This is a genomic window from Bacillus manliponensis (assembly GCF_000712595.1).
In the GTDB taxonomy this organism is placed as follows: Bacteria; Bacillota; Bacilli; order Bacillales; family Bacillaceae_G; genus Bacillus_A; species Bacillus_A manliponensis.
This window is the reverse complement of record NZ_JOTN01000023.1, coordinates 19,529-42,189: the sequence shown is the minus strand read 5'-3', so window position 1 is coordinate 42,189 and position 22,661 is coordinate 19,529. Positions and strand designations below refer to the sequence as shown.

Annotated in this window: 25 protein-coding genes and 1 other annotated feature; all 25 genes read left to right on the top strand. The window is 40.7% G+C overall.

From position 1 onward, the window contains the following. Positions 1–20: 20 nt before the first annotated feature. The 25 genes from BAMA_RS19785 to rpmC all read left to right on the top strand — a co-directional run bounded on the left by BAMA_RS19785 (position 21) and on the right by rpmC (position 22,656). Complete coding sequence (locus tag BAMA_RS19785; RefSeq protein ID WP_034642639.1) at positions 21–695, top strand: RNA polymerase factor sigma-70; 675 nt, start codon at positions 21–23, stop codon at positions 693–695. Between the two features lie 136 nt (positions 696–831). Then, a complete protein-coding gene (gene rpmG / locus BAMA_RS24200; RefSeq protein WP_084158064.1) occupies positions 832–978 on the top strand; it encodes a 50S ribosomal protein L33 in 147 nt (48 codons plus the stop codon). A 32-nt stretch (positions 979–1,010) separates the two neighbouring features. Continuing rightward, positions 1,011–1,190, top strand: a complete 180-nt coding sequence (secE, locus tag BAMA_RS19780; RefSeq protein WP_034642637.1) for a preprotein translocase subunit SecE — start codon at positions 1,011–1,013, stop codon at positions 1,188–1,190. Positions 1,191–1,312: 122 nt separating this feature from the next. Further along, positions 1,313–1,846: a transcription termination/antitermination protein NusG gene (gene nusG, locus BAMA_RS19775; protein WP_034642636.1), complete on the top strand. Its 534-nt coding sequence runs from the start codon at positions 1,313–1,315 to the stop codon at positions 1,844–1,846. Between the two features lie 163 nt (positions 1,847–2,009). Further along, positions 2,010–2,435 carry a 50S ribosomal protein L11 gene (rplK, locus tag BAMA_RS19770; RefSeq protein ID WP_001085872.1) on the top strand — a complete coding sequence of 142 codons (426 nt, stop codon included), beginning with the start codon at positions 2,010–2,012 and terminating at the stop codon, positions 2,433–2,435. Positions 2,436–2,609: 174 nt separating this feature from the next. Continuing rightward, a complete protein-coding gene (gene rplA / locus BAMA_RS19765; RefSeq protein ID WP_034642634.1) occupies positions 2,610–3,302 on the top strand; it encodes a 50S ribosomal protein L1 in 693 nt (230 codons plus the stop codon). A gap of 49 nt (positions 3,303–3,351) precedes the next feature. Further along, positions 3,352–3,492 (top strand) — a sequence feature (ribosomal protein L10 leader region). 40 nt (positions 3,493–3,532) lie between these two features. Next, positions 3,533–4,033 carry a 50S ribosomal protein L10 gene (gene rplJ, locus BAMA_RS19760; protein ID WP_034642632.1) on the top strand — a complete coding sequence of 167 codons (501 nt, stop codon included), beginning with the start codon at positions 3,533–3,535 and terminating at the stop codon, positions 4,031–4,033. A 67-nt stretch (positions 4,034–4,100) separates the two neighbouring features. Continuing rightward, on the top strand, positions 4,101–4,463 hold the full coding sequence (gene rplL, locus BAMA_RS19755) for a 50S ribosomal protein L7/L12 (RefSeq protein ID WP_034642630.1): 363 nt from the start codon (positions 4,101–4,103) through the stop codon (positions 4,461–4,463). 63 nt (positions 4,464–4,526) lie between these two features. Next, positions 4,527–5,126, top strand: coding sequence for a class I SAM-dependent methyltransferase (locus tag BAMA_RS19750; protein ID WP_034642628.1), 600 nt, complete (start codon positions 4,527–4,529; stop codon positions 5,124–5,126). Positions 5,127–5,412: 286 nt separating this feature from the next. Beyond that, positions 5,413–8,946, top strand: a complete 3,534-nt coding sequence (gene rpoB / locus BAMA_RS19740) for a DNA-directed RNA polymerase subunit beta (protein WP_034642626.1) — start codon at positions 5,413–5,415, stop codon at positions 8,944–8,946. Between the two features lie 37 nt (positions 8,947–8,983). Continuing rightward, a complete protein-coding gene (rpoC, locus tag BAMA_RS19735; protein ID WP_034642625.1) occupies positions 8,984–12,595 on the top strand; it encodes a DNA-directed RNA polymerase subunit beta' in 3,612 nt (1,203 codons plus the stop codon). Positions 12,596–12,981: 386 nt separating this feature from the next. Continuing rightward, on the top strand, positions 12,982–13,404 hold the full coding sequence (gene rpsL, locus BAMA_RS19730; protein ID WP_034642624.1) for a 30S ribosomal protein S12: 423 nt from the start codon (positions 12,982–12,984) through the stop codon (positions 13,402–13,404). A 29-nt stretch (positions 13,405–13,433) separates the two neighbouring features. Beyond that, complete coding sequence (rpsG, locus tag BAMA_RS19725) at positions 13,434–13,904, top strand: 30S ribosomal protein S7 (protein WP_020062289.1); 471 nt, start codon at positions 13,434–13,436, stop codon at positions 13,902–13,904. 207 nt (positions 13,905–14,111) lie between these two features. After that, entirely contained in the window at positions 14,112–16,190 is a 2,079-nt protein-coding gene (fusA, locus tag BAMA_RS19720; protein ID WP_034642623.1) for an elongation factor G, read from the top strand. A gap of 119 nt (positions 16,191–16,309) precedes the next feature. Continuing rightward, on the top strand, positions 16,310–17,500 hold the full coding sequence (gene tuf, locus BAMA_RS19715) for an elongation factor Tu (protein ID WP_034642622.1): 1,191 nt from the start codon (positions 16,310–16,312) through the stop codon (positions 17,498–17,500). A gap of 395 nt (positions 17,501–17,895) precedes the next feature. Continuing rightward, the gene (rpsJ, locus tag BAMA_RS19710; RefSeq protein ID WP_001040596.1) at positions 17,896–18,204 is read left to right on the top strand and encodes a 30S ribosomal protein S10; all 309 of its coding nucleotides are present in this window, start codon (positions 17,896–17,898) and stop codon (positions 18,202–18,204) included. A gap of 34 nt (positions 18,205–18,238) precedes the next feature. Then, entirely contained in the window at positions 18,239–18,871 is a 633-nt protein-coding gene (rplC, locus tag BAMA_RS19705; protein WP_034642620.1) for a 50S ribosomal protein L3, read from the top strand. A gap of 25 nt (positions 18,872–18,896) precedes the next feature. After that, complete coding sequence (gene rplD, locus BAMA_RS19700; protein WP_034642618.1) at positions 18,897–19,520, top strand: 50S ribosomal protein L4; 624 nt, start codon at positions 18,897–18,899, stop codon at positions 19,518–19,520. After that, positions 19,520–19,810, top strand: coding sequence for a 50S ribosomal protein L23 (gene rplW / locus BAMA_RS19695; RefSeq protein ID WP_034642616.1), 291 nt, complete (start codon positions 19,520–19,522; stop codon positions 19,808–19,810). Before rplD ends, rplW begins: the two co-directional genes overlap by 1 nt. A gap of 28 nt (positions 19,811–19,838) precedes the next feature. Further along, positions 19,839–20,669 (top strand): 50S ribosomal protein L2, encoded by an 831-nt coding sequence (rplB, locus tag BAMA_RS19690; protein ID WP_034642614.1) that lies wholly within the window; start codon positions 19,839–19,841, stop codon positions 20,667–20,669. Between the two features lie 60 nt (positions 20,670–20,729). Beyond that, entirely contained in the window at positions 20,730–21,008 is a 279-nt protein-coding gene (rpsS, locus tag BAMA_RS19685; RefSeq protein WP_034642611.1) for a 30S ribosomal protein S19, read from the top strand. A gap of 17 nt (positions 21,009–21,025) precedes the next feature. Continuing rightward, complete coding sequence (rplV, locus tag BAMA_RS19680) at positions 21,026–21,367, top strand: 50S ribosomal protein L22 (RefSeq protein ID WP_034642608.1); 342 nt, start codon at positions 21,026–21,028, stop codon at positions 21,365–21,367. Positions 21,368–21,370: 3 nt separating this feature from the next. Then, positions 21,371–22,030 (top strand): 30S ribosomal protein S3, encoded by a 660-nt coding sequence (rpsC, locus tag BAMA_RS19675; protein ID WP_034642607.1) that lies wholly within the window; start codon positions 21,371–21,373, stop codon positions 22,028–22,030. A gap of 1 nt (position 22,031) precedes the next feature. Beyond that, positions 22,032–22,466 (top strand): 50S ribosomal protein L16, encoded by a 435-nt coding sequence (gene rplP / locus BAMA_RS19670; protein ID WP_034642604.1) that lies wholly within the window; start codon positions 22,032–22,034, stop codon positions 22,464–22,466. Continuing rightward, complete coding sequence (gene rpmC, locus BAMA_RS19665; protein ID WP_000855718.1) at positions 22,456–22,656, top strand: 50S ribosomal protein L29; 201 nt, start codon at positions 22,456–22,458, stop codon at positions 22,654–22,656. The genes rplP and rpmC overlap by 11 nt, the downstream gene beginning before the upstream one ends. Positions 22,657–22,661 lie beyond the last annotated feature (5 nt).

Here is a 22,661-nt window from a genome sequence, read left to right as displayed (position 1 = left end):
TAGCGGTCGGAGGGATCAGAGTGGAGACAGACTTCGTAAGCATAAGTGACGTTACATTTCGAGAGTTAGAAGATGAGGAAGTAGTAGAGTTAGTGCGTCAAGGCAACATTGAGGCCCTTGAATATTTGATTCATAAGTACAAAAACTTTGTACGAGCGAAATCAAGATCTTACTTTTTAGTAGGTGCTGATCGCGAAGATATTATTCAAGAAGGTATGATTGGTCTTTTTAAAGCAATTCGTGATTATAAAGAGGACAAGCTATCGTCTTTTAAAGCTTTTGCGGAATTATGTATTACACGTCAAATCATCACAGCAATCAAGACTGCAACAAGACAAAAACATATTCCTTTGAATTCCTATGTTTCTTTGGATAAACCAATTTATGATGAAGAATCTGATCGAACTCTATTAGATGTGATTTCAGAGTCGAAAGTGACAGATCCTGAAGAAATGATCATTAGTCAGGAAGAATATATCGATATAGAATCAAAAATATCTGAATTATTGAGCGATTTAGAAAGAAAAGTTCTTTCCTTATATTTAGACGGGCGTTCTTATCAAGAGATTTCTGAGCAATTAAATCGACATGTGAAATCAATTGATAATGCCCTTCAGCGTGTAAAGCGGAAGTTGGAGAGATATATGGAAATGAGAGAAAGTACAGCTGTTAATTCGTCATCACTGAAACGTTAAGTCGTTTACAGTGATGTTTTTTTATCAAATAAATATAGCTTTCATTTGTGAGGATACACAAGGCATGTCATTGACATTGTCTTTTATTGTATGATACATTTTTAAAGACATAATGTTACAAGGTTGGTGTAACAAATTGAGAAAAAAAGTAGTACTCGCATGTGAAAAGTGTAATAATCGTAATTACTCGACTATGAAGGATACAAGCTCATTAGAGCGACTTGAGATAAAGAAGTTTTGTAAGACATGCAATATGCATTCGATTCATAGAGAAACAAAATAAAAAATCGAAATGATGCACTGGAGGTCCCATAGATGCGTTTGACGAACTTTTTTGGCGATGTAGGTCGCGAAATGAAAAAAGTGAGTTGGCCTAAAAAAGATGAATTACTTCGTTCTACAGTTACTGTAATCGCAACAGTTGTTTTCTTTGCAATTTTCTTTGCAATAGTAGATATGGGTATTTCTTCTTTAATTCGGTTAATTCTTGAATAAGAAGCACTTATACATGATATAATGTTATCTATACGAACTGTGTAAAAGCCCGGTGAACGGGTTTTTTCATTTGCACAAAAAAATGTACGTCAGGGAGGGAAAGGACACTCGTCCTAAAAATAATGGAAAAACGCTGGTATGTTGTCCATACTTATTCTGGATATGAGAACAAAGTAAAAACGAACCTAGAGAAACGTGTAGAATCGATGGGTATGCAAGATAAAATCTTCCGTGTTATTGTACCGGAAGAAGTAGAAGTAGAAATGAAAAATGGGAAAGAAAAGCTGACGAAGCGAAAAGTATTCCCAGGTTACGTGTTAGTAGAATTAGTTATGACTGATGATTCGTGGTATGTTGTTCGTAATACACCAGGTGTAACAGGTTTCGTTGGTTCTTCAGGTTCTGGTTCAAAGCCATCTCCTTTATTAGAAGAGGAAGTTGTTTCCATTCTTAAGCATATGGGAATGGATAATGAAGTGGTTGATTTCGATTTCGAGCTTCATGAAACAGTACGTGTAAATGAAGGTCCATTCGCGAATTACACTGGTGCAATTGAAGAAATTGATACAGAAAAACAAAAGGTTCGAGTTCTTGTTGATATGTTTGGTCGTGAAACTCCAGTTGAATTGGACTTCCACCAAATTGAAAAATTATAAAATGAAACTTGAAATGAATTGTAAAAAGTGATAATATCTTTAAGGTCAATACGTCTTCGATAACGGAGACGTTTTTTGAAAGCTTCTACTAGTGGTAGAAGTAAAGTGGGAGGGCAAATCACTGCCCAATTGACCACATCACGGACTTAAGGAGGTGTGTCTCGTGGCTAAAAAGGTAATTAAAATGGTAAAACTTCAAATTCCTGCAGGTAAAGCTAACCCAGCTCCACCAGTTGGTCCAGCATTAGGACAAGCGGGTGTTAACATCATGGGCTTCTGTAAAGAGTTCAACGCTCGTACAGCAGACCAAGCTGGTCTAATCATTCCTGTTGAAATTACGGTATTCGAAGACCGTTCATTCACTTTCATTACTAAAACTCCTCCTGCTGCTGTTCTTCTTAAGAAAGTAGCTGGTATCGAGTCTGGTTCTGGTGAACCAAACCGTAATAAAGTGGCAACTGTAAAGCGTGATAAAGTTCGCGAAATCGCTGAAACTAAAATGCCTGACCTAAACGCTGCTAGCGTAGAAGCTGCAATGCGCATGGTTGAAGGTACTGCACGCAGCATGGGAATCGTAATCGAAGACTAATTCGATTTGTTTTTAAGGAAGGTTGCGGGTCTGGAATTCCAATTCGCAACCTTTATTATCGTAAATGATTGTCGTTTTTTAAATAAAAGGGTTGCGCGCGCCCTCGGTCGTACCAAAATGAACGCGTAAACGTGGGAGGTTATTCCGCTAAAACCACATCGAGGAGGAAATGAAATGGCTAAAAGAGGTAAAAAGTACGTAGAAGCTGCAAAGCTTGTTGATCGTGCAACTGCTTACTCTGCAACAGAGGCAGTAGAATTAGTAAAAAAAACAAATACAGCTAAATTTGATGCGACTGTAGAAGTTGCATTCCGTTTAGGTGTAGACCCGAAGAAAGCTGACCAACAAATTCGTGGTGCAGTAGTTCTTCCACACGGTACTGGTAAAGTACAACGTGTATTAGTATTCGCTAAAGGTGAGAAAGCGAAAGAAGCAGAAGCTGCTGGCGCTGACTTCGTAGGCGATGCAGACTACATCAACAAAATCCAACAAGGTTGGTTCGACTTTGACGTAGTAGTAGCAACTCCAGACATGATGGGTGAAGTTGGTAAACTTGGTCGCGTATTAGGACCAAAAGGTTTAATGCCAAACCCTAAAACTGGAACAGTTACTTTCGACGTAACAAAGGCTGTTAACGAAATCAAAGCTGGTAAAGTAGAATACCGCGTTGATAAATCTGGTAACATCCACGTTCCAATCGGTAAAGTATCTTTCGAAGATGCAAAATTAGTTGAAAACTTACAAACAATCGCTGACACGCTTCAAAAAGCTAAGCCAGCTGCTGCAAAAGGTACTTACATGAAGAACGTAACAGTTGCTTCTACAATGGGACCTGGCGTACGTGTTGAAGTTTCAACAATCGCGTAAAAATTGGAAGTTGACTTCATAAAGAAGTTTTAATATAATCATTTATGTTGTGAATTTTAATAGTGTACCGTAGACAGTAGGTGCCGTTAAGGCTTAATTTCCTACCGAGGTGTGAATATATGAACGGAATATTTCTGTGACTATATGCCTCCATGTCTACACTTGGGCATGGAGGTTTTTTAGTGCACTTTCGGTACATCTTCTATATAATCTACAGGAGGTGTAATAACATGAGCAAAGCAATCGAGGCAAAACAACACGTTGTAACTGAAATCGCTGATAAACTTCGCGAAAGTAAATCTACAATCGTTGTTGACTACCGTGGTTTAACAGTATCAGAAGTAACAGAATTACGTAAAACATTACGTGAGGCTGGCGTTGAGTTCAAAGTTTACAAAAACTCTTTAACTCGTCGTGCTGCTGAAACTGCTGAAATGAGCGAGTTAAACGAATTCTTAACAGGACCAAACGCTATCGCATTCAGTAATGAAGACGTAGTAGCTCCTGCGAAAGTATTAAACGACTTCGCTAAAGAACACGAAGCTTTAGAAATTAAAGCTGGTGTAATTGAAGGTAAAATCGTAACAGAGGCTGAGGTTAAAGCAATCGCTACTCTTCCATCTCGTGAAGGATTACTTTCTATGCTTCTTAGCGTTCTTCAAGCTCCAATCCGCAATCTTGCACTTGCTACTAAAGCAGTTGCAGATCAAAAAGAAGAGCAAGGCGCTTAATTTTTTAAAAGATAATTATACGTTATCAATAAAACAATACAAACCTATCTAAGGGAGGATATTTACAATGACTAAAGAACAAATCATTGAAGCAGTTAAATCTATGACTGTTTTAGAACTTAACGACTTAGTAAAAGCTATCGAGGAAGAGTTCGGCGTAACTGCTGCTGCTCCTGTAGCTGTAATGGGTGGCGCTGCTGGTGAAGCTGCTGCTGAGAAAACTGAATTTGATGTAGTACTTGCTGATGCAGGCGCTCAAAAAATCAAAGTTATCAAAGTGGTTCGTGAAATCACTGGTCTTGGCTTAAAAGAAGCTAAAGAAGTAGCTGACAACACTCCAAAAGCTGTTAAAGAAGCTGTTTCTAAAGAAGAAGCTGAAGAAATCAAAGCTAAACTTGAAGAAGTTGGAGCTTCTGTAGAAGTTAAGTAATTTCGTTATTAAAAAAGCTCGCACTCATGCGAGCTTTTTTTTTAACTAGAAAGAGGTGGCCATATGGCAGACCATTATTTTTCTAACAATCCTTCTAGTAAAAGTGACCGTAAAAAAATTGAGTTTACTTTAAAGGGACATCGTTTTGTTTTTTTATCTGATTACGGTGTATTTTCTAAAAGTGAAGTGGATTTTGGTTCGCGTGTTTTAATTGAATCGTTCACTCCTCCGGATGTCGAAGGTAATCTATTAGATGTTGGTTGTGGATACGGACCAATTGGTTTATCGCTTGCGAAAGAATATCAAAAACGTATGATTCATATGATTGATGTGAACGAAAGAGCACTCGGCCTTGCGAAAGAAAACGCTGGTAACAACGGTGTAAGTAACGTTCGTATTTATCAAAGTAACGTATATGAACAAGTGGAGGGGCAGTATGCGGCGATTTTATCAAATCCGCCAATTCGTGCTGGGAAACAAGTTGTTCATGATATTTTGGAGAAGGCATATGATCATCTTTTACCTGATGGTGAGCTTTGGATTGTGATTCAGAAAAAGCAAGGTGCGCCGTCAGCGATGAAGAAATTAGAAGAAGTATTCTCAGAGGTTGAAGTGGTAGAAAAGAAAAAAGGATATTATATCATAAAATCAAAAAAACGTTGACGGTTTTTTTTGCTTGTGATACCATTATAAAATGCCAATATATGATTTTCTGGGCTGAGAACGATGTATAATTTTGTTTCTCTTGGAAAAGATAGTAAAATCAGCAGATCATGAAACAGAATGATGGTTTTCTTTAAGAAGCCATTTTTCTTTTTTGCGCAGTTGGAAATGACATCGTATCTATCTTTAAGAGGAAAGGCTAAGCAATATGCATTAGCTGTATTTATTTGTGATTTTGCACATTTTTTGTGCATTTATAATACTCATGATTTGAGGGGTGAAGCAGTTGACAGGTCAACTAGTTCAATACGGACGCCACCGCCAACGAAGAAGTTATGCCCGTATTAGTGAAGTATTAGAGTTACCAAATCTTATCGAAATTCAAACCTCTTCTTATCAATGGTTTCTTGATGAGGGTTTGCGAGAAATGTTCCAAGACATTTCTCCGATTGAAGACTTTACGGGAAATCTATCGCTTGAATTTATCGACTACAGTCTAGGCGAGCCGAAGTATTCTGTAGAAGAATGTAAAGAGCGTGATGTGACGTATGCAGCACCACTTCGTGTGAAAGTGCGTCTAATCAATAAAGAAACTGGTGAAGTAAAAGAGCAAGATGTGTTCATGGGAGATTTCCCACTCATGACAGAGACAGGAACATTCGTAATTAACGGTGCAGAACGCGTTATCGTTTCCCAGTTAGTTCGCTCACCAAGCGTATACTACAGTGGCAAAGTGGACAAAAACGGAAAGCGTGGCTTTACTGCTACTGTAATTCCAAACCGCGGAGCTTGGTTGGAATATGAAACAGATGCTAAGGATGTTGTTTATGTACGTATCGATCGTACACGCAAATTGCCTGTAACTGTTTTGTTACGTGCACTAGGGTTTGGCTCTGATCAAGAAATCATCGAGCTTTTAGGTGACAACGAGTACTTAAGTAACACGCTAGATAAGGACAACACGGATAGCACAGAAAAAGCATTGCTTGAAATCTATGAGCGTCTACGTCCAGGTGAACCACCAACAGTAGAAAATGCAAAGAGCTTGCTTGTTTCTCGCTTCTTCGATCCGAAGCGTTACGATTTAGCGAATGTAGGTCGCTATAAGATTAATAAAAAACTACACATTAAAAACAGATTGTTCAACCAGCGTTTAGCTGAAACGTTAGTAGATCCTGAAACAGGTGAAATTTTAGCGGCAGAAGGAACAATTTTAGATCGTCGTACATTAGATCGCATTTTACCTTACTTAGAAGAAAACATTGGTTTCAAAACAGCTAAACCAATGGGTGGAGTGGTAGAAGGCGCTGTTGAGCTGCAATCTATTAAGATTTATGCTCCAGATGCAGATGGAGAGCGCGTTATCAATGTACTTGGTAATGCAAATATCGAACGTGATATTAAAAATATTACGCCAGGAGATATTATCGCTTCTATCAGCTACTTCTTTAACCTTCTTTATAAAGTAGGGGATACAGACGATATCGACCATTTAGGAAATCGTCGTCTTCGTTCTGTTGGCGAATTATTACAAAACCAATTCCGAATTGGTCTTTCTCGTATGGAACGTGTAGTTCGTGAGAGAATGTCCATTCAAGATACAAATGCAATTACACCACAGGCGTTAATTAATATTCGTCCTGTTATTGCATCTATTAAAGAGTTCTTCGGTAGCTCTCAGTTATCACAGTTCATGGATCAAACGAACCCATTAGCTGAGTTAACACATAAACGAAGACTATCTGCATTAGGACCTGGTGGTTTGACGCGTGAGCGTGCAGGCTTTGAAGTACGTGACGTTCACTACTCTCACTACGGTCGTATGTGTCCGATTGAAACGCCAGAGGGACCAAACATCGGTTTAATTAACTCACTATCTTCGTTCGCGAAAGTAAATGAGTTTGGTTTCATTGAAACACCATACCGTCGTATTGATCCTGAAACTGGTCGTGTGACGAATCGCGTCGACTACTTAACAGCAGATGAGCAAGATAACTACGTTGTGGCACAGGCGAATTCACGTTTATCTGAAGAAGGAGACTTCCTTGATGAAGACGTTGTAGCACGCTTCCGTGACGAGAACGTTGTTGTAAAACGTGATCGCGTTGACTACATGGATATCTCTCCAAAACAAGTAGTTTCTGCTGCGACAGCTTGTATTCCATTCTTAGAAAACGATGACTCCAACCGTGCTCTAATGGGAGCGAACATGCAACGTCAGGCGGTTCCGCTTATGAATCCGGAATCTCCGATTGTAGGTACAGGTATGGAGTACGTATCAGCAAAAGACTCAGGTGCTGCAGTGATCTGTAAACACCCTGGTATTGTCGAACGTGTAGAAGCACGTGAAGTTTGGGTACGTCGTTATATCGAAGTAGATGGTCAAACTGTAAAAGGTGATTTAGATCGCTACAAAATGTTGAAATTCGTTCGTTCTAACCAAGGAACTTGTTACAACCAACGTCCAATCGTAAGTGTTGGCGATAAAGTTGTAAAAGGTGAAATCCTTGCGGACGGTCCTTCTATGGAAAAAGGTGAACTTGCACTTGGTCGTAACGTGCTTGTTGGCTTCATGACATGGGACGGTTATAACTACGAGGATGCGATCATTATGAGTGAGCGCCTTGTAAAAGACGATGTTTATACTTCTATTCATATTGAAGAGTATGAATCAGAAGCTCGTGATACAAAGCTTGGACCGGAAGAAATTACGCGAGATATTCCAAACGTTGGTGAAGATGCGCTTCGTAACCTTGATGAGCGCGGAATCATCCGTGTTGGAGCGGAAGTAAAAGACGGAGATCTTCTTGTTGGTAAAGTAACGCCAAAAGGTGTAACAGAATTAACAGCTGAAGAGCGTCTATTACACGCAATCTTCGGTGAGAAGGCTCGTGAAGTACGTGATACATCACTACGTGTACCACACGGTGGTGGCGGTATTATTTTAGACGTAAAAGTGTTTAACCGTGAAGATGGTGATGAATTACCACCAGGTGTAAACCAACTTGTACGTGTATATATCGTTCAAAAACGTAAAATTTCTGAAGGTGACAAAATGGCCGGTCGCCATGGTAACAAAGGTGTTATCTCTCGTATTTTACCAGAAGAAGATATGCCATTCTTACCAGACGGCACACCGATCGATATCATGTTAAACCCATTAGGGGTACCATCTCGTATGAATATCGGTCAGGTGTTAGAATTACATCTTGGTATGGCAGCAAGATACCTTGGTATCCATGTTGCAACACCAGTATTCGATGGTGCTCGTGAGGAAGACGTATGGGGAACTATTGAAGAAGCTGGTATGGCACGCGATGCGAAGACAATTTTATATGATGGACGTACTGGTGAACCGTTCGACAACCGCGTATCTGTTGGTGTTATGTATATGATCAAACTTGCGCACATGGTTGACGATAAACTTCATGCTCGTTCTACTGGACCATACTCACTTGTAACGCAGCAACCTCTTGGAGGTAAAGCACAGTTCGGTGGACAGCGTTTCGGTGAGATGGAGGTTTGGGCACTTGAGGCTTACGGTGCTGCTTATACTCTTCAAGAGATCTTAACAGTGAAGTCTGACGATGTTATTGGTCGCGTGAAAACATACGAAGCAATTGTTAAAGGCGAAAATGTTCCAGAACCAGGTGTTCCGGAGTCATTCAAAGTATTAATTAAAGAGCTACAAAGCTTAGGTATGGATGTTAAGATGATGTCTAGCGATGATACGGAAATTGAAATGCGTGATACTGATGACGACGATGATCATCAATCAGCAGATAAATTAAATATCGAAGTTGAGACAACGAAGGAATAATTGGGATAACCTGTAGACTAAAAGGGAGGTAGGCCCCTTGATAGATGTAAACAACTTTGAATATATGAAGATTGGACTTGCTTCACCTGACAAGATTCGTTCTTGGTCATATGGTGAAGTTAAGAAACCAGAAACGATTAACTATCGTACATTAAAGCCTGAGAAGGACGGTTTATTCTGTGAGCGTATTTTCGGACCACAAAAGGACTGGGAATGTCATTGCGGAAAATATAAACGTGTACGTTATAAAGGTGTAGTTTGTGATCGATGTGGCGTTGAAGTAACACGTGCAAAAGTGCGTCGTGAGCGTATGGGTCATATTGAACTTGCTGCTCCTGTATCTCATATTTGGTATTTCAAAGGTATCCCAAGCCGCATGGGACTTGTCTTAGACATGTCCCCTCGCGCGCTTGAAGAAGTAATTTACTTTGCTTCTTATGTTGTAACAGAGAGCGGAGATACACCACTTGATAAGAAGCAATTACTTTCTGAAAAGGAATACCGTGCATATCGTGAGCGTTATGGAAGCACATTCCAAGCTTCTATGGGTGCAGAAGCAATTAAGAAGTTATTACAAGATATCGATTTAGATAAAGAAGTAGACTTCTTGAAAGAAGAATTAAAAACAGCACAAGGACAACGTCGTACTCGTGCTATTAAACGTCTAGAAGTATTAGAAGCATTCCGTAACTCTGGAAATGAGCCATCTTGGATGATCCTAGATGTTCTTCCGGTTATCCCGCCAGAACTGCGCCCAATGGTACAGTTAGATGGTGGACGTTTTGCAACTTCTGACTTAAACGATTTATACCGTCGTGTAATTAACCGTAACAACCGTCTGAAACGTTTATTAGACCTTGGTGCACCAAGCATCATCGTTCAAAACGAGAAGCGTATGTTACAAGAAGCAGTTGACGCATTAATTGATAACGGTCGTCGTGGTCGTCCAGTTACTGGACCAGGTAACCGTCCGTTAAAATCACTTTCTCACATGCTAAAAGGTAAGCAAGGACGTTTCCGTCAAAACTTACTTGGTAAACGTGTTGACTACTCTGGTCGTTCTGTTATCGTTGTAGGACCGAACCTAAAGATGTATCAATGTGGTTTACCGAAAGAAATGGCGCTTGAACTGTTCAAACCTTTCGTAATGAAAGAGTTAGTGGAAAAAGGTTTAGCACACAACATTAAGAGTGCTAAACGTAAAATTGAGCGTGTACAACCAGAAGTTTGGGATGTTTTAGAATCTGTGATTAAAGAACACCCAGTACTTCTAAACCGTGCCCCAACACTTCACCGTCTTGGTATTCAGGCGTTTGAACCTACATTAGTAGAAGGTCGTGCAATCCGTCTTCACCCACTTGTATGTACAGCATACAATGCGGACTTTGACGGTGACCAAATGGCGGTTCACGTTCCATTATCATCAGAAGCACAAGCTGAAGCGCGTCTTCTTATGTTAGCGGCACAAAACATCTTGAACCCGAAAGATGGAAAACCAGTTGTAACACCATCTCAGGATATGGTATTAGGTAACTACTACTTAACACTTGAGCGTGAAGGTGCAATTGGTGAAGGTATGGTGTTTAAGGACACGAACGAAGCATTACTTGCATACCAAAACGGTTATGTTCACTTGCATACACGTGTTGCGGTTGCTGCAAATTCTTTAAACAACGAAACGTTTACAGAAGAGCAAAATAGTAAGCTTCTATTAACAACAGTTGGTAAATTAATATTTAACGAAATCTTACCAGAGTCGTTCCCTTATATTAATGAACCAACGAACTCAAACCTTGAAAAAGAAACACCAGCGAAGTATTTCGTTGAAAAAGGTGAGAACGTTAGAGAAATTATCGCTAGTCGCGAAGAAGTAGCACCATTCAATAAGAAAATTCTTGGTAACATCATTGCGGAAATCTTCAAGCGTTTCAAAATTACAGAAACGTCTCGTATGCTTGACCGCATGAAGAACTTAGGATTTAAACACTCTACAAAAGCTGGTATCACAGTTGGGGTATCTGACATTATTGTATTGGGTGAAAAGAATGAAATTCTTCAAGAAGCGCAGATAAAAGTAGATAACGTGATTAAACAGTTCCGTCGTGGTTTAATTACGGAAGAAGAGCGTTATGACCGCGTTATTTCTATTTGGAGTAATGCAAAAGATGTTATCCAAGGTAAATTAATGAAAACCCTTGATAAGCGCAACCCAATCTTCATGATGAGTGACTCTGGTGCCCGTGGTAACGCATCAAACTTCACTCAGCTAGCTGGTATGCGTGGTCTGATGGCCAACCCATCTGGTCGTATCATCGAACTTCCAATCAAATCAAGTTTCCGTGAAGGTTTAACAGTACTTGAGTACTTCATTTCTACTCACGGTGCGCGTAAAGGTCTTGCCGATACAGCACTTAAAACTGCCGATTCTGGTTACTTAACACGTCGTCTTGTTGACGTAGCACAAGATGTTATCGTTCGTGAAGATGATTGTGGTACAGATCGTGGATTATTAATCGGTGCAATTAAAGAGGGTAATGAGATAATCGAGTCTCTATATGATCGTCTTGTAGGACGTTTCGCTAGAAAAACTGTAAAACATCCAGAAACAGGTGAAGTATTAGTTCGTGAAAACGAATTAATCACAGAAGATATCGCACTAATTGTTGAAACATCCGGTGTGGAAACAGTTAACATCCGTTCAGCATTCACATGTAATACACGTCATGGTGTATGTAAGAAGTGTTACGGTCGTAACTTAGCGACTGGCACAGATGTAGAGGTAGGCGAAGCGGTAGGTATTATCGCAGCTCAATCTATCGGTGAGCCAGGTACTCAGTTAACGATGCGTACATTCCATACAGGTGGGGTTGCCGGAGATGATATCACACAAGGTTTACCTCGTATCCAAGAGATCTTCGAAGCGCGTAACCCGAAAGGTCAAGCTGTTATCAGTGAAATCGACGGTGTTATTGCAGCTATCAACGATGTAAAAGATCGTCAAGAAGTTGTGGTACAAGGTGAAGTTGAAGCTCGCACGTATGCGATTCCTTATGGTGCTCGCTTAAAAGTGATGCCAGGACAAAGAATCGATCACGGTCAAGAGTTAACAGAAGGTTCTATCGATCCGAAAGAATTACTAAAAGTAACGGACATTACAGCGGTACAAGAGTACTTACTGCGTGAAGTTCAAAAAGTATACCGTATGCAAGGGGTAGAAATTGGCGACAAACACGTAGAGGTAATGGTTCGTCAAATGCTGCGTAAAGTACGTGTGTTCGATGCTGGTGACACAGATGTATTACCAGGAACATTACTTGATATCCATCAGTTTACAGATGCAAATGCGAAAGTGCTTCTAGAAGGTAAACAACCTGCTACAGCACGTCCAGTTCTTCTTGGTATTACGAAAGCTTCACTTGAAACAGATTCATTCTTATCAGCAGCATCATTCCAAGAAACAACTCGTGTGTTAACGGATGCAGCAATTAAAGGCAAACGTGACGAACTTCTTGGTCTGAAGGAAAATGTTATCATTGGTAAACTTGTTCCAGCTGGTACAGGTATGAATCGCTACCGCAAAGTAGATCTTGTGAAGAATATGCAAGAAGAAGCAAATGTTGAAAGTGATGAGATTTACGTAGAAAACTAAAATTTTCCGTTTGGAAATTTGTATAAAAAAGATGAATGATAGTTGACATTGCCTAATCGGAAATGTTACTATAAGCAAGGTTGCTCCTGAATAACACTTTGAATAAAGGTTTTCCTTACTGAAGAAGTGTGAAAGGCTGGAGATGTAAAATTGAAGGCTAATCAAAATGGCATAGTTGAAAATATTGTTTCGCAACAATATAACATGCCCGTAACAATTTGAATGTTTATCATTCAAATAGGAGCTTCAGTGATAGAAATAATAAGTTAAAACTGTTTTTGTGAGGTGAGGGCATCATGCCCTTCCTTGCAAAAACTTTGTTTTCAACTAATAATGAACCACCTGGATATGTGGTCATACAAACATGCGAAGGGAGGATAAATCAAATGCCTACTATTAACCAATTAGTAAGAAAAGGTCGTACTGATAAAGTATGGAAATCTAAATCACCTGCGTTAAATAAAGGTTTTAACTCTTTGAAGAAAAAAGCAACTGATATCTCTGCACCTCAAAAACGTGGTGTATGTACTCGTGTTGGTACAATGACTCCAAAGAAACCAAACTCAGCGTTACGTAAATATGCTCGTGTACGTTTAACAAATGGTATCGAGGTTACTGCATACATCCCAGGTATCGGTCACAACTTACAAGAGCACAGCGTAGTATTAATTCGCGGTGGTCGTGTAAAAGACTTACCAGGGGTACGTTACCACATCGTTCGTGGTGCGCTTGATACAGCTGGTGTTGACAAGCGTATGCAAGGCCGTTCTAAATATGGTACTAAGAGACCAAAACCTGCTAAGAAATAATAATTTTAAACTGAAAGGAGGAACTCAATATGCCTCGTAAAGGACCTGTTGCGAAACGTGACGTGTTACCAGATCCAATGTACAATTCGAAACTTGTAACACGCCTTATCAACAAAATGATGGTTGACGGTAAAAAAGGTAAATCTCAAACAATTCTTTATAATGCGTTCGATATCGTTCGTGAACGTACTGGTAATGAACCAATGGAAGTATTCGAGCAAGCTCTTAAGAACATCATGCCTGTTCTTGAAGTACGCGCTCGTCGTGTTGGTGGTGCTAACTACCAAGTTCCAGTTGAGGTTCGTCCGGAACGCCGTACAACTTTAGGTCTTCGTTGGTTAGTAAACTACGCTCGTCTTCGTGGTGAAAAAACTATGGAAGAGCGTCTAGCTTACGAAATCTTAGATGCAGCTAACAACGCTGGTGCATCTGTTAAGAAGCGCGAAGACACTCATAAAATGGCAGAAGCTAACAAAGCATTTGCTCATTACCGTTGGTAGGATTCAACGAAAAATAAATGTAAGCATAAACCGCTTTATTTGTCGCTTGTGGAAGTGTGGAGAGGGAGAATGCCTCTCCCTTTCATTGGGCGCTCGTTTTACATAATGAGGGTACTGAACATACTGACATGTGTAACATATAAAGTGGCTTTTTTGCTACTTAAAATAAAATAATCCAATCCATATTTGGAAGGAGCGAGACACCAAATGACAAGAGAGTTCTCTTTAGAAAACACTCGTAATATTGGTATCATGGCTCACATCGATGCTGGTAAAACAACAGCTACTGAACGTATCCTGTACTACACAGGCCGTATTCATAAAATCGGTGAAACTCACGAAGGTGCATCTCAGATGGACTGGATGGAGCAAGAGCAAGAGCGTGGTATCACAATTACTTCTGCTGCAACTACAGCACAATGGAAAGGTCATCGTGTAAACATCATTGACACTCCAGGTCACGTAGACTTCACAGTAGAAGTAGAACGTTCTTTACGCGTACTTGATGGCGCGGTAGCAGTTCTTGATGCACAATCTGGTGTAGAACCACAAACAGAAACTGTTTGGCGTCAGGCTACTACTTATGGCGTACCTCGTATCGTATTCGTTAACAAAATGGATAAGATCGGTGCAGACTTCTTATATTCTGTAGGTACAATCCATGATCGTTTACAAGCAAACGCACATCCAATTCAGTTACCAATCGGTGCTGAAGACGAGTTCAATGGTATCATTGACCTTGTTGAAGAGTGTGCTTACATGTACGGTAACGATTTAGGAACTGACATTACACGTGTTGAGATTCCTGAAGAGCACAAAGAACTAGCTGAAGAATACCGTGGAAAATTAATCGAAGCGGTAGCTGAGCTTGATGAAGAAATGATGATGAAGTACCTAGAAGGTGAAGAAATCACTATTGAAGAGCTTAAAGCTGGTATCCGTAAGGCTACAACTTCTGTAGAATTCTTCCCAGTAATCTGTGGTTCTGCATTCAAAAATAAAGGTGTTCAAATTCTGTTAGACGCAGTTATCGACTACCTACCATCTCCATTAGACGTACCTGCTATTAAAGGTATTCTTCCGGATACAGATGAAGAAGTAGAACGTAAGTCTAGCGATGAAGAGCCATTTGCAGCTCTAGCATTCAAAATCATGACTGACCCTTATGTTGGTAAGTTAACGTTCTTCCGTGTGTACTCTGGTGTGTTAAACTCTGGATCATACGTGAAAAACTCAACTAAAGGTAAGCGTGAGCGTGTAGGACGTATCCTACAAATGCACGCAAACAGCCGTGAAGAGATTTCAACAGTTTACGCTGGTGATATCGCTGCTGCTGTAGGTTTAAAAGATACTACTACTGGTGATACTCTTTGTGACGAGAAGAGTCTTGTTATCCTTGAGTCTATGGAATTCCCAGAGCCAGTTATCTCTGTAGCTATCGAACCTAAATCTAAAGCTGACCAAGATAAAATGGGTACAGCACTTTCTAAGCTTTCTGAAGAAGATCCAACATTCCGTGCTCACACTGACCAAGAAACTGGCCAAACAATCATCGCTGGTATGGGTGAACTTCACCTTGATATCATCGTTGACCGTATGCGCCGTGAATTCAAAGTAGAAGCAAACGTTGGTGCTCCTCAGGTAGCATACCGTGAGACTTTCCGCGCTGCTGCGAAAGTTGAAGGTAAATTTGCACGTCAATCTGGTGGTCGTGGACAATTCGGTCACGTTTGGATTGAATTTGCACCTAACGAAGAAGGTAAAGGATTCGAATTCGAAAACAAGATCGTCGGTGGTGTAGTTCCACGTGAATACATCCCAGCTGTAGGAGCAGGTCTTGAAGATGCACTTAAAAATGGTGTACTTGCAGGATATCCTGTAGTAGACATTAAAGCTGCATTAGTTGACGGATCTTACCATGATGTTGACTCCTCTGAGATGGCGTTCAAAATCGCTGCATCTATGGCGCTTAAAGCTGCGGTTTCTAAATGTAACCCAGTAATTCTTGAGCCAATGATGAAAGTTGAAGTTGTAATTCCTGAAGAGTACATGGGAGACATCATGGGTGACGTAACATCTCGTCGTGGACGTGTAGAAGGTATGGAAGCTCGCGGTAACGCTCAAGTTGTTCGCGCTATGGTTCCACTTTCTGAAATGTTCGGTTATGCAACGGCATTACGTTCTAACACGCAAGGTCGTGGAACATTCTCTATGGTATTTGACCATTATGAAGAAGTACCAAAGTCTGTTTCAGAAGAAATTATCAAAAAAAATAAAGGTGAATAATTGATTTTTATCGCTTGTTCACGTATAACTACTTATGTAAGCTAAAAAGCGGGGCTTATGCCCCCACGCTTTTTAGATTCAATATAAAATAACCTATATAACTTAAGGAGGAATTTAGAATGGCTAAAGCTAAATTCGAACGTTCTAAACCCCATGTTAACATCGGTACAATCGGCCACGTTGACCATGGTAAAACTACATTAACTGCTGCGATCACTACAGTTCTTGCAAAAGCTGGTGGTGCTGAAGCTCGCGGATACGATCAAATCGACGCTGCTCCAGAAGAAAGAGAGCGTGGAATCACAATCTCTACTGCACACGTTGAGTACGAAACTGAAACTCGTCACTATGCACACGTTGACTGCCCAGGTCACGCTGACTATGTTAAAAACATGATCACTGGTGCTGCACAAATGGACGGCGGTATCTTAGTAGTATCTGCTGCAGACGGCCCAATGCCACAAACTCGTGAGCACATCCTTCTTTCTCGTCAAGTAGGTGTTCCTTACATCGTTGTATTCTTAAACAAATGCGACATGGTTGACGACGAAGAGCTACTTGAATTAGTAGAAATGGAAGTTCGTGACCTATTATCTGAGTATGACTTCCCAGGCGATGACATCCCTGTAGTTAAAGGTTCTGCTCTTAAAGCTCTTCAAGGTGAAGCTGAGTGGGAAGAAAAAATCATCGAGCTTATGGCTGAAGTTGATGCTTACATCCCAACTCCAGAACGTCAAACTGACAAACCATTCTTAATGCCAATCGAGGACGTATTCTCTATCACTGGTCGTGGTACAGTTGCTACTGGTCGTGTTGAGCGTGGAATCGTTAAAGTTGGTGACGTAGTAGAAATCATCGGTCTTGCTGAAGAGAATGCTAACACAACTGTAACTGGTGTAGAAATGTTCCGTAAGCTTCTTGATCAAGCTCAAGCTGGAGACAACATTGGTGCTTTACTTCGTGGTGTATCTCGTGAAGATATCCAACGTGGACAAGTTCTTGCGAAAACTGGCTCTGTAAAAGCTCACGCTAAATTCAAAGCTGAAGTTTACGTTCTATCTAAAGAAGAAGGTGGACGTCACACTCCATTCTTCGCTAACTACCGCCCACAGTTCTACTTCCGTACAACTGACGTAACTGGTATCATCCAATTACCAGAAGGTACTGAAATGGTAATGCCTGGCGACAACATCGAAATGACTGTTGAACTAATCGCTCCAATCGCAGTTGAAGAGGGAACTAAGTTCTCTATCCGTGAAGGCGGACGTACTGTAGGTGCTGGTGTAGTTGCTACAATCATCGCTGAGTAATCTTTAAATAGATTCCATAAAAACTCAAGGGGAGTTCCCCTTGAGTTTTTATTTTTATAATAGAAGAAACATGGATTTTTTTCTTTTACCGAGTTTCTTCTATAGTATATAACCAAACGAAAAAGAACCCAAAAACTGTAAAGAGAATAAGAGTAGCTCAAAACTTGAAATTCTCGAAAGTGCAATGTATAATAGCAAAAGTAGAGAAAAGCTGATGCAAACAAAATTAGTGTTGCATCTAGGCGAAAAACATTGTATAATAAACAATGTTGGTCTTTGACTGCGATGAAGTGGAAGGTTGCTGACACACCCGGCCGCTTTGCCATGGCATGGTGTGAGGAAATTTCCATGGAGAAGGTCTATTTTAGAAATAGGCGAACGAAGGAGGGAAAATAATGGCAAAAGAAAAAATCCGTATCCGTTTAAAAGCTTACGATCACCGTATTCTTGATCAGTCAGCTGAGAAAATTGTAGAAACAGCTAAGCGTTCTGGAGCGACAGTTTCTGGTCCGATTCCATTACCAACTGAAAAGACTGTTTACACAATTCTTCGTGCTGTTCATAAGTACAAAGATTCTCGTGAGCAATTCGAAATGCGCACGCACAAACGTCTAATCGACATCGTGAGCCCTACTCCACAAACAGTAGATAGCTTAATGCGTTTAGACTTACCATCTGGTGTAGATATCGAAATCAAACTATAATTTATATAACTTAAACATGTAGGAGGTGTAACTCATGACCAAAGGAATCTTAGGAAGAAAGATCGGTATGACTCAAGTATTTGCTGAAAACGGTGAACTAATCCCTGTAACGGTAATCGAAGCGACTCCAAACGTTGTTCTTCAAAAGAAAACAACTGAAACTGATGGCTACAATGCAATCCAGTTAGGTTTCGCTGACAAGCGTGAAAAATTAGCTAACAAACCTGAACAAGGCCACACTGCTAAAGCATCTACTACTCCTAAGCGCTTCATTCGCGAAATCCGCGATGCAGACGTGGACGGACTAGAGGTTGGTCAAGAGGTAAAAGTAGAAGTTTTCACTGCAGGTGAAATCGTTGATGTAACAGGAATTTCTAAGGGTAAAGGTTTCCAAGGTGTTATCAAACGCCACGGACAATCTCGCGGACCAATGTCTCACGGTTCTCGTTACCACCGTCGTCCTGGTTCAATGGGACCAGTTGCTCCAAACCGCGTATTCAAAGGCAAAAAGCTTGCTGGACGCATGGGTGGAGATCAAGTTACGATTCAAAACTTAGAAATCGTTCAAGTTGACGCTGAGCGCAACTTAGTGTTAGTAAAAGGTAACGTTCCAGGTGCTAAGAAGTCTCTTGTAGTCGTTCGTGGCGCTGTGAAGGCTAGCAAATAATTCACTAAAGGAAGGAGGAATTCCAATGCCAAAAGTTACTGTATATAACCAAACTGGTTCTCAGGTTGGTGAAATCGAATTAGCGGAAGCTATTTTCGGTATCGAACCAAATGAAGCTGTACTTTTTGAAGCTGTAATGATGCAACGTGCATCTTTACGTCAAGGTACACATAAAGTAAAAGGTCGCTCTGAAGTACGCGGTGGAGGCCGTAAACCATGGCGTCAAAAAGGAACTGGACGTGCTCGTCAAGGCTCTATCCGTTCTCCTCAATGGCGTGGTGGTGGTACGGTATTCGGACCTACACCAAGAAGCTATGCTTACAAACTTCCTAAGAAAGTTCGTCGCTTAGCTATTAAATCTGCATTAGCAACAAAAGTGGTAGAGAGCAACGTTGTAGTTCTTGAAGACTTAGTGTTAAATGCACCAAAAACAAAAGACATGGTAGCGGTACTTAAAGGTCTATCTGTTGAGAAGAAAGCTCTTATCGTAACTGCTGACTTAAACGAAGCTGTTGAGTTATCTGCTCGCAATATTCCTGGAGTAACAGTAATCACTGCTGATGGCGTAAACGTTTTAGACGTGCTTCATCATGATAAGCTAATCATGACAAAAGCGGCAGTGGAAAAAGTAGAGGAGGTGCTTGCATAATGAAAGATCCTCGTGATATCATTAAGCGCCCAGTTATCACTGAACGTTCTATGGAAATGATGGCTGAAAAAAAATACACGTTCGATGTGAACGTTAAATCTAATAAAACAGAAGTTAAAGACGCTATCGAAGCGATCTTTGGTGTTGAAGTAGAGAAAGTAAACATCATGAACTACAAGCCAAAAGCTAAGCGCGTAGGTCGTCATGCTGGTTTCACTAACCGTCGCCGTAAAGCGATCGTTAAACTTACTGCAGACAGCAAAGAAATCGAAATCTTCCAAGGCGTTTAATTCTTACTAAAGAAGGAGGGAAATTGAGATGGGAATCAAAAAGTATAATCCAACGACTAACGGTCGTCGTAACATGACTACAAATGATTTTGCTGAAATTACGACTGACAAGCCGGAAAAATCTTTACTTGCTCCTTTAAGCAAGAAAGCTGGTCGTAACAACCAAGGTAAAATCACTGTACGTCATCAAGGTGGCGGACACAAACGTCAATACCGTATCATCGACTTCAAACGTAACAAAGATGGAATTCCAGGACGCGTTGCTACAATCGAATACGATCCAAACCGTTCTGCGAATATCGCATTAATTAACTACGTTGACGGTGAAAAGCGTTACATTCTTGCTCCTAAGAACTTAGAAGTAGGTATGGAAATTATGTCTGGCGCTGAAGCTGACATCAAAATCGGTAACGCATTACCATTAGTGAACATTCCAGTTGGTACTGTAGTTCACAACATCGAGCTTAAGCCAGGTCGTGGCGGACAATTAGTTCGTTCTGCTGGTACATCTGCTCAAGTACTTGGTAAAGAGGGTAAATATGTACTTGTACGTTTAAACTCTGGCGAAGTACGTCTAATTCTTGCTACTTGCCGCGCTACTGTAGGTCAAGTAGGTAACGAGCAACATGAACTTATCAAAATCGGTAAAGCAGGTCGCTCTCGCTGGTTAGGTAAACGCCCAACTGTTCGTGGTTCTGTAATGAACCCAGTTGATCACCCACACGGTGGTGGTGAAGGTCGTTCACCAATCGGACGTAAGTCTCCAATGTCTCCATGGGGTAAACCAACTCTTGGATTCAAGACTCGTAAGAAAAACAAAGCGTCTGATAAATTCATCGTTCGTCGTCGCAAAAAATAATGGGATTGTAGTACGGTTCATTTCTAGAACCGTACGGCAATCACGAAGGGAGGCCCTAAAATGGCTCGTAGCTTAAAAAAAGGACCATTCGTTGATGATCATTTAATGAATAAGATTGAAAAGTTAACTGAAACTGAGCAAAAGCAAGTTGTAAAAACTTGGTCTCGTCGTTCAACAATCTTCCCTCAGTTCATCGGTCATACAATTGCTGTATATGACGGTCGTAAACACGTACCTGTATACATCACTGAGGACATGGTTGGCCACAAGTTAGGTGAATTCGCACCAACTCGTACGTATAAAGGTCATGATGCTGACGATAAGAAAACTAGAAGATAATGAGAGGAGGCACTTCAATGCAAGCTAAAGCAGTAGCGAGAACAGTTCGTATTGCTCCTCGTAAAGTTCGTTTAGTAGTAGACTTAATCCGAGGTAAGCAAGTTGGTGAAGCGATCGCAATCCTTAACCATACACCTAAAACTGCTTCTCCAGTTGTAGAGAAGGTATTAAAATCTGCAATCGCAAATGCAGAGCATAACTATGAAATGGACATCAATAACTTAGTTATTGAGAAAGTTTTCGTTGACGAAGGTCCAACGTTAAAACGTTTCCGTCCACGTGCAATGGGCCGTGCAAGCCAAATCAACAAACGCACAAGCCACATCACAATTGTGGTATCAGAAAAGAAGGAGGGATAATCGATGGGTCAAAAGGTTAATCCAATTGGTCTTCGTGTCGGCGTTATTCGTGATTGGGAATCTCGTTGGTTCGCTGAGAAAGATTACGCTACATTTCTTCATGAAGACATCAAAATTCGTGAGTACATCGCAGCTCGCTTAAAAGATTCTTCTGTTTCTAAAGTAGAAATCGAGCGTGCAGCAAATCGTGTAAATGTTACAATCCACACTGCAAAACCTGGTATGGTAATTGGTAAAGGTGGTACAGAAGTTGAAGCACTTCGTAAAGCTCTTAACCAATTAACAGGCAAGCGTGTACACATCAACATCTTAGAAGTTAAGAGAGCTGATCTTGACGCTAAGTTAGTAGCGGATAATATCGCTCGTCAATTAGAAAACCGTGTATCTTTCCGTCGTGCACAAAAGCAAGTTATCCAACGTGCAATGCGTGCGGGCGCTAAAGGTATTAAAACACAAGTTTCTGGTCGTCTAGGCGGAGCAGATATCGCTCGTGCAGAATCTTACAGTGAAGGAACTGTTCCACTTCATACACTTCGCGCTGATATTGACTATGCAACAGCTGAAGCTGATACAACATACGGTAAGTTAGGCGTAAAAGTATGGATCTACCGTGGAGAAGTCCTTCCTACAAAAAAGAAAGCTTCTGAGGAAGGAGGAAAATAATATGTTAATGCCAAAACGCGTAAAATATCGTAGAGAGCATCGTGGTAAAATGCGTGGTCGTGCTAAAGGTGGCGCTGAAGTAGCTTTCGGTGAGTTCGGTCTTCAAGCTCAAGAGGCTTCTTGGATCACTAACCGTCAAATCGAGGCAGCTCGTCGTGCAATGACTCGTTACATGAAACGTGGCGGTAAAGTATGGATTAAAATTTTCCCTTCTAAACCTTACACTGCAAAACCTCTAGAAGTTCGAATGGGTTCCGGTAAAGGTGCTCCTGAAGGCTGGGTAGCAGTAGTAAAACCTGGGAAAATTATGTTCGAAATCGCGGGTGTATCTGAAGAGGTAGCACGCGAAGCATTACGTCTTGCAGCTCACAAGTTACCTGTGAAATGTAAATTCGTAAAACGTGAAGAAAATGGTGGTGAATCTAATGAAAACTAATGATATTCGTGAATTAACCACTGCCGAAATCGAAACAAAAGTTAAAGCGTTAAAGGAAGAGTTATTCAACCTACGCTTCCAACTTGCTACAGGACAATTAGAGAATCCAACACGCATCCGTGAAGTGCGTAAGGCAATTGCTCGTATGAAAACTGTAGTTCGTGAAAGAGAGATCGGAATTAATCGATAAATTGA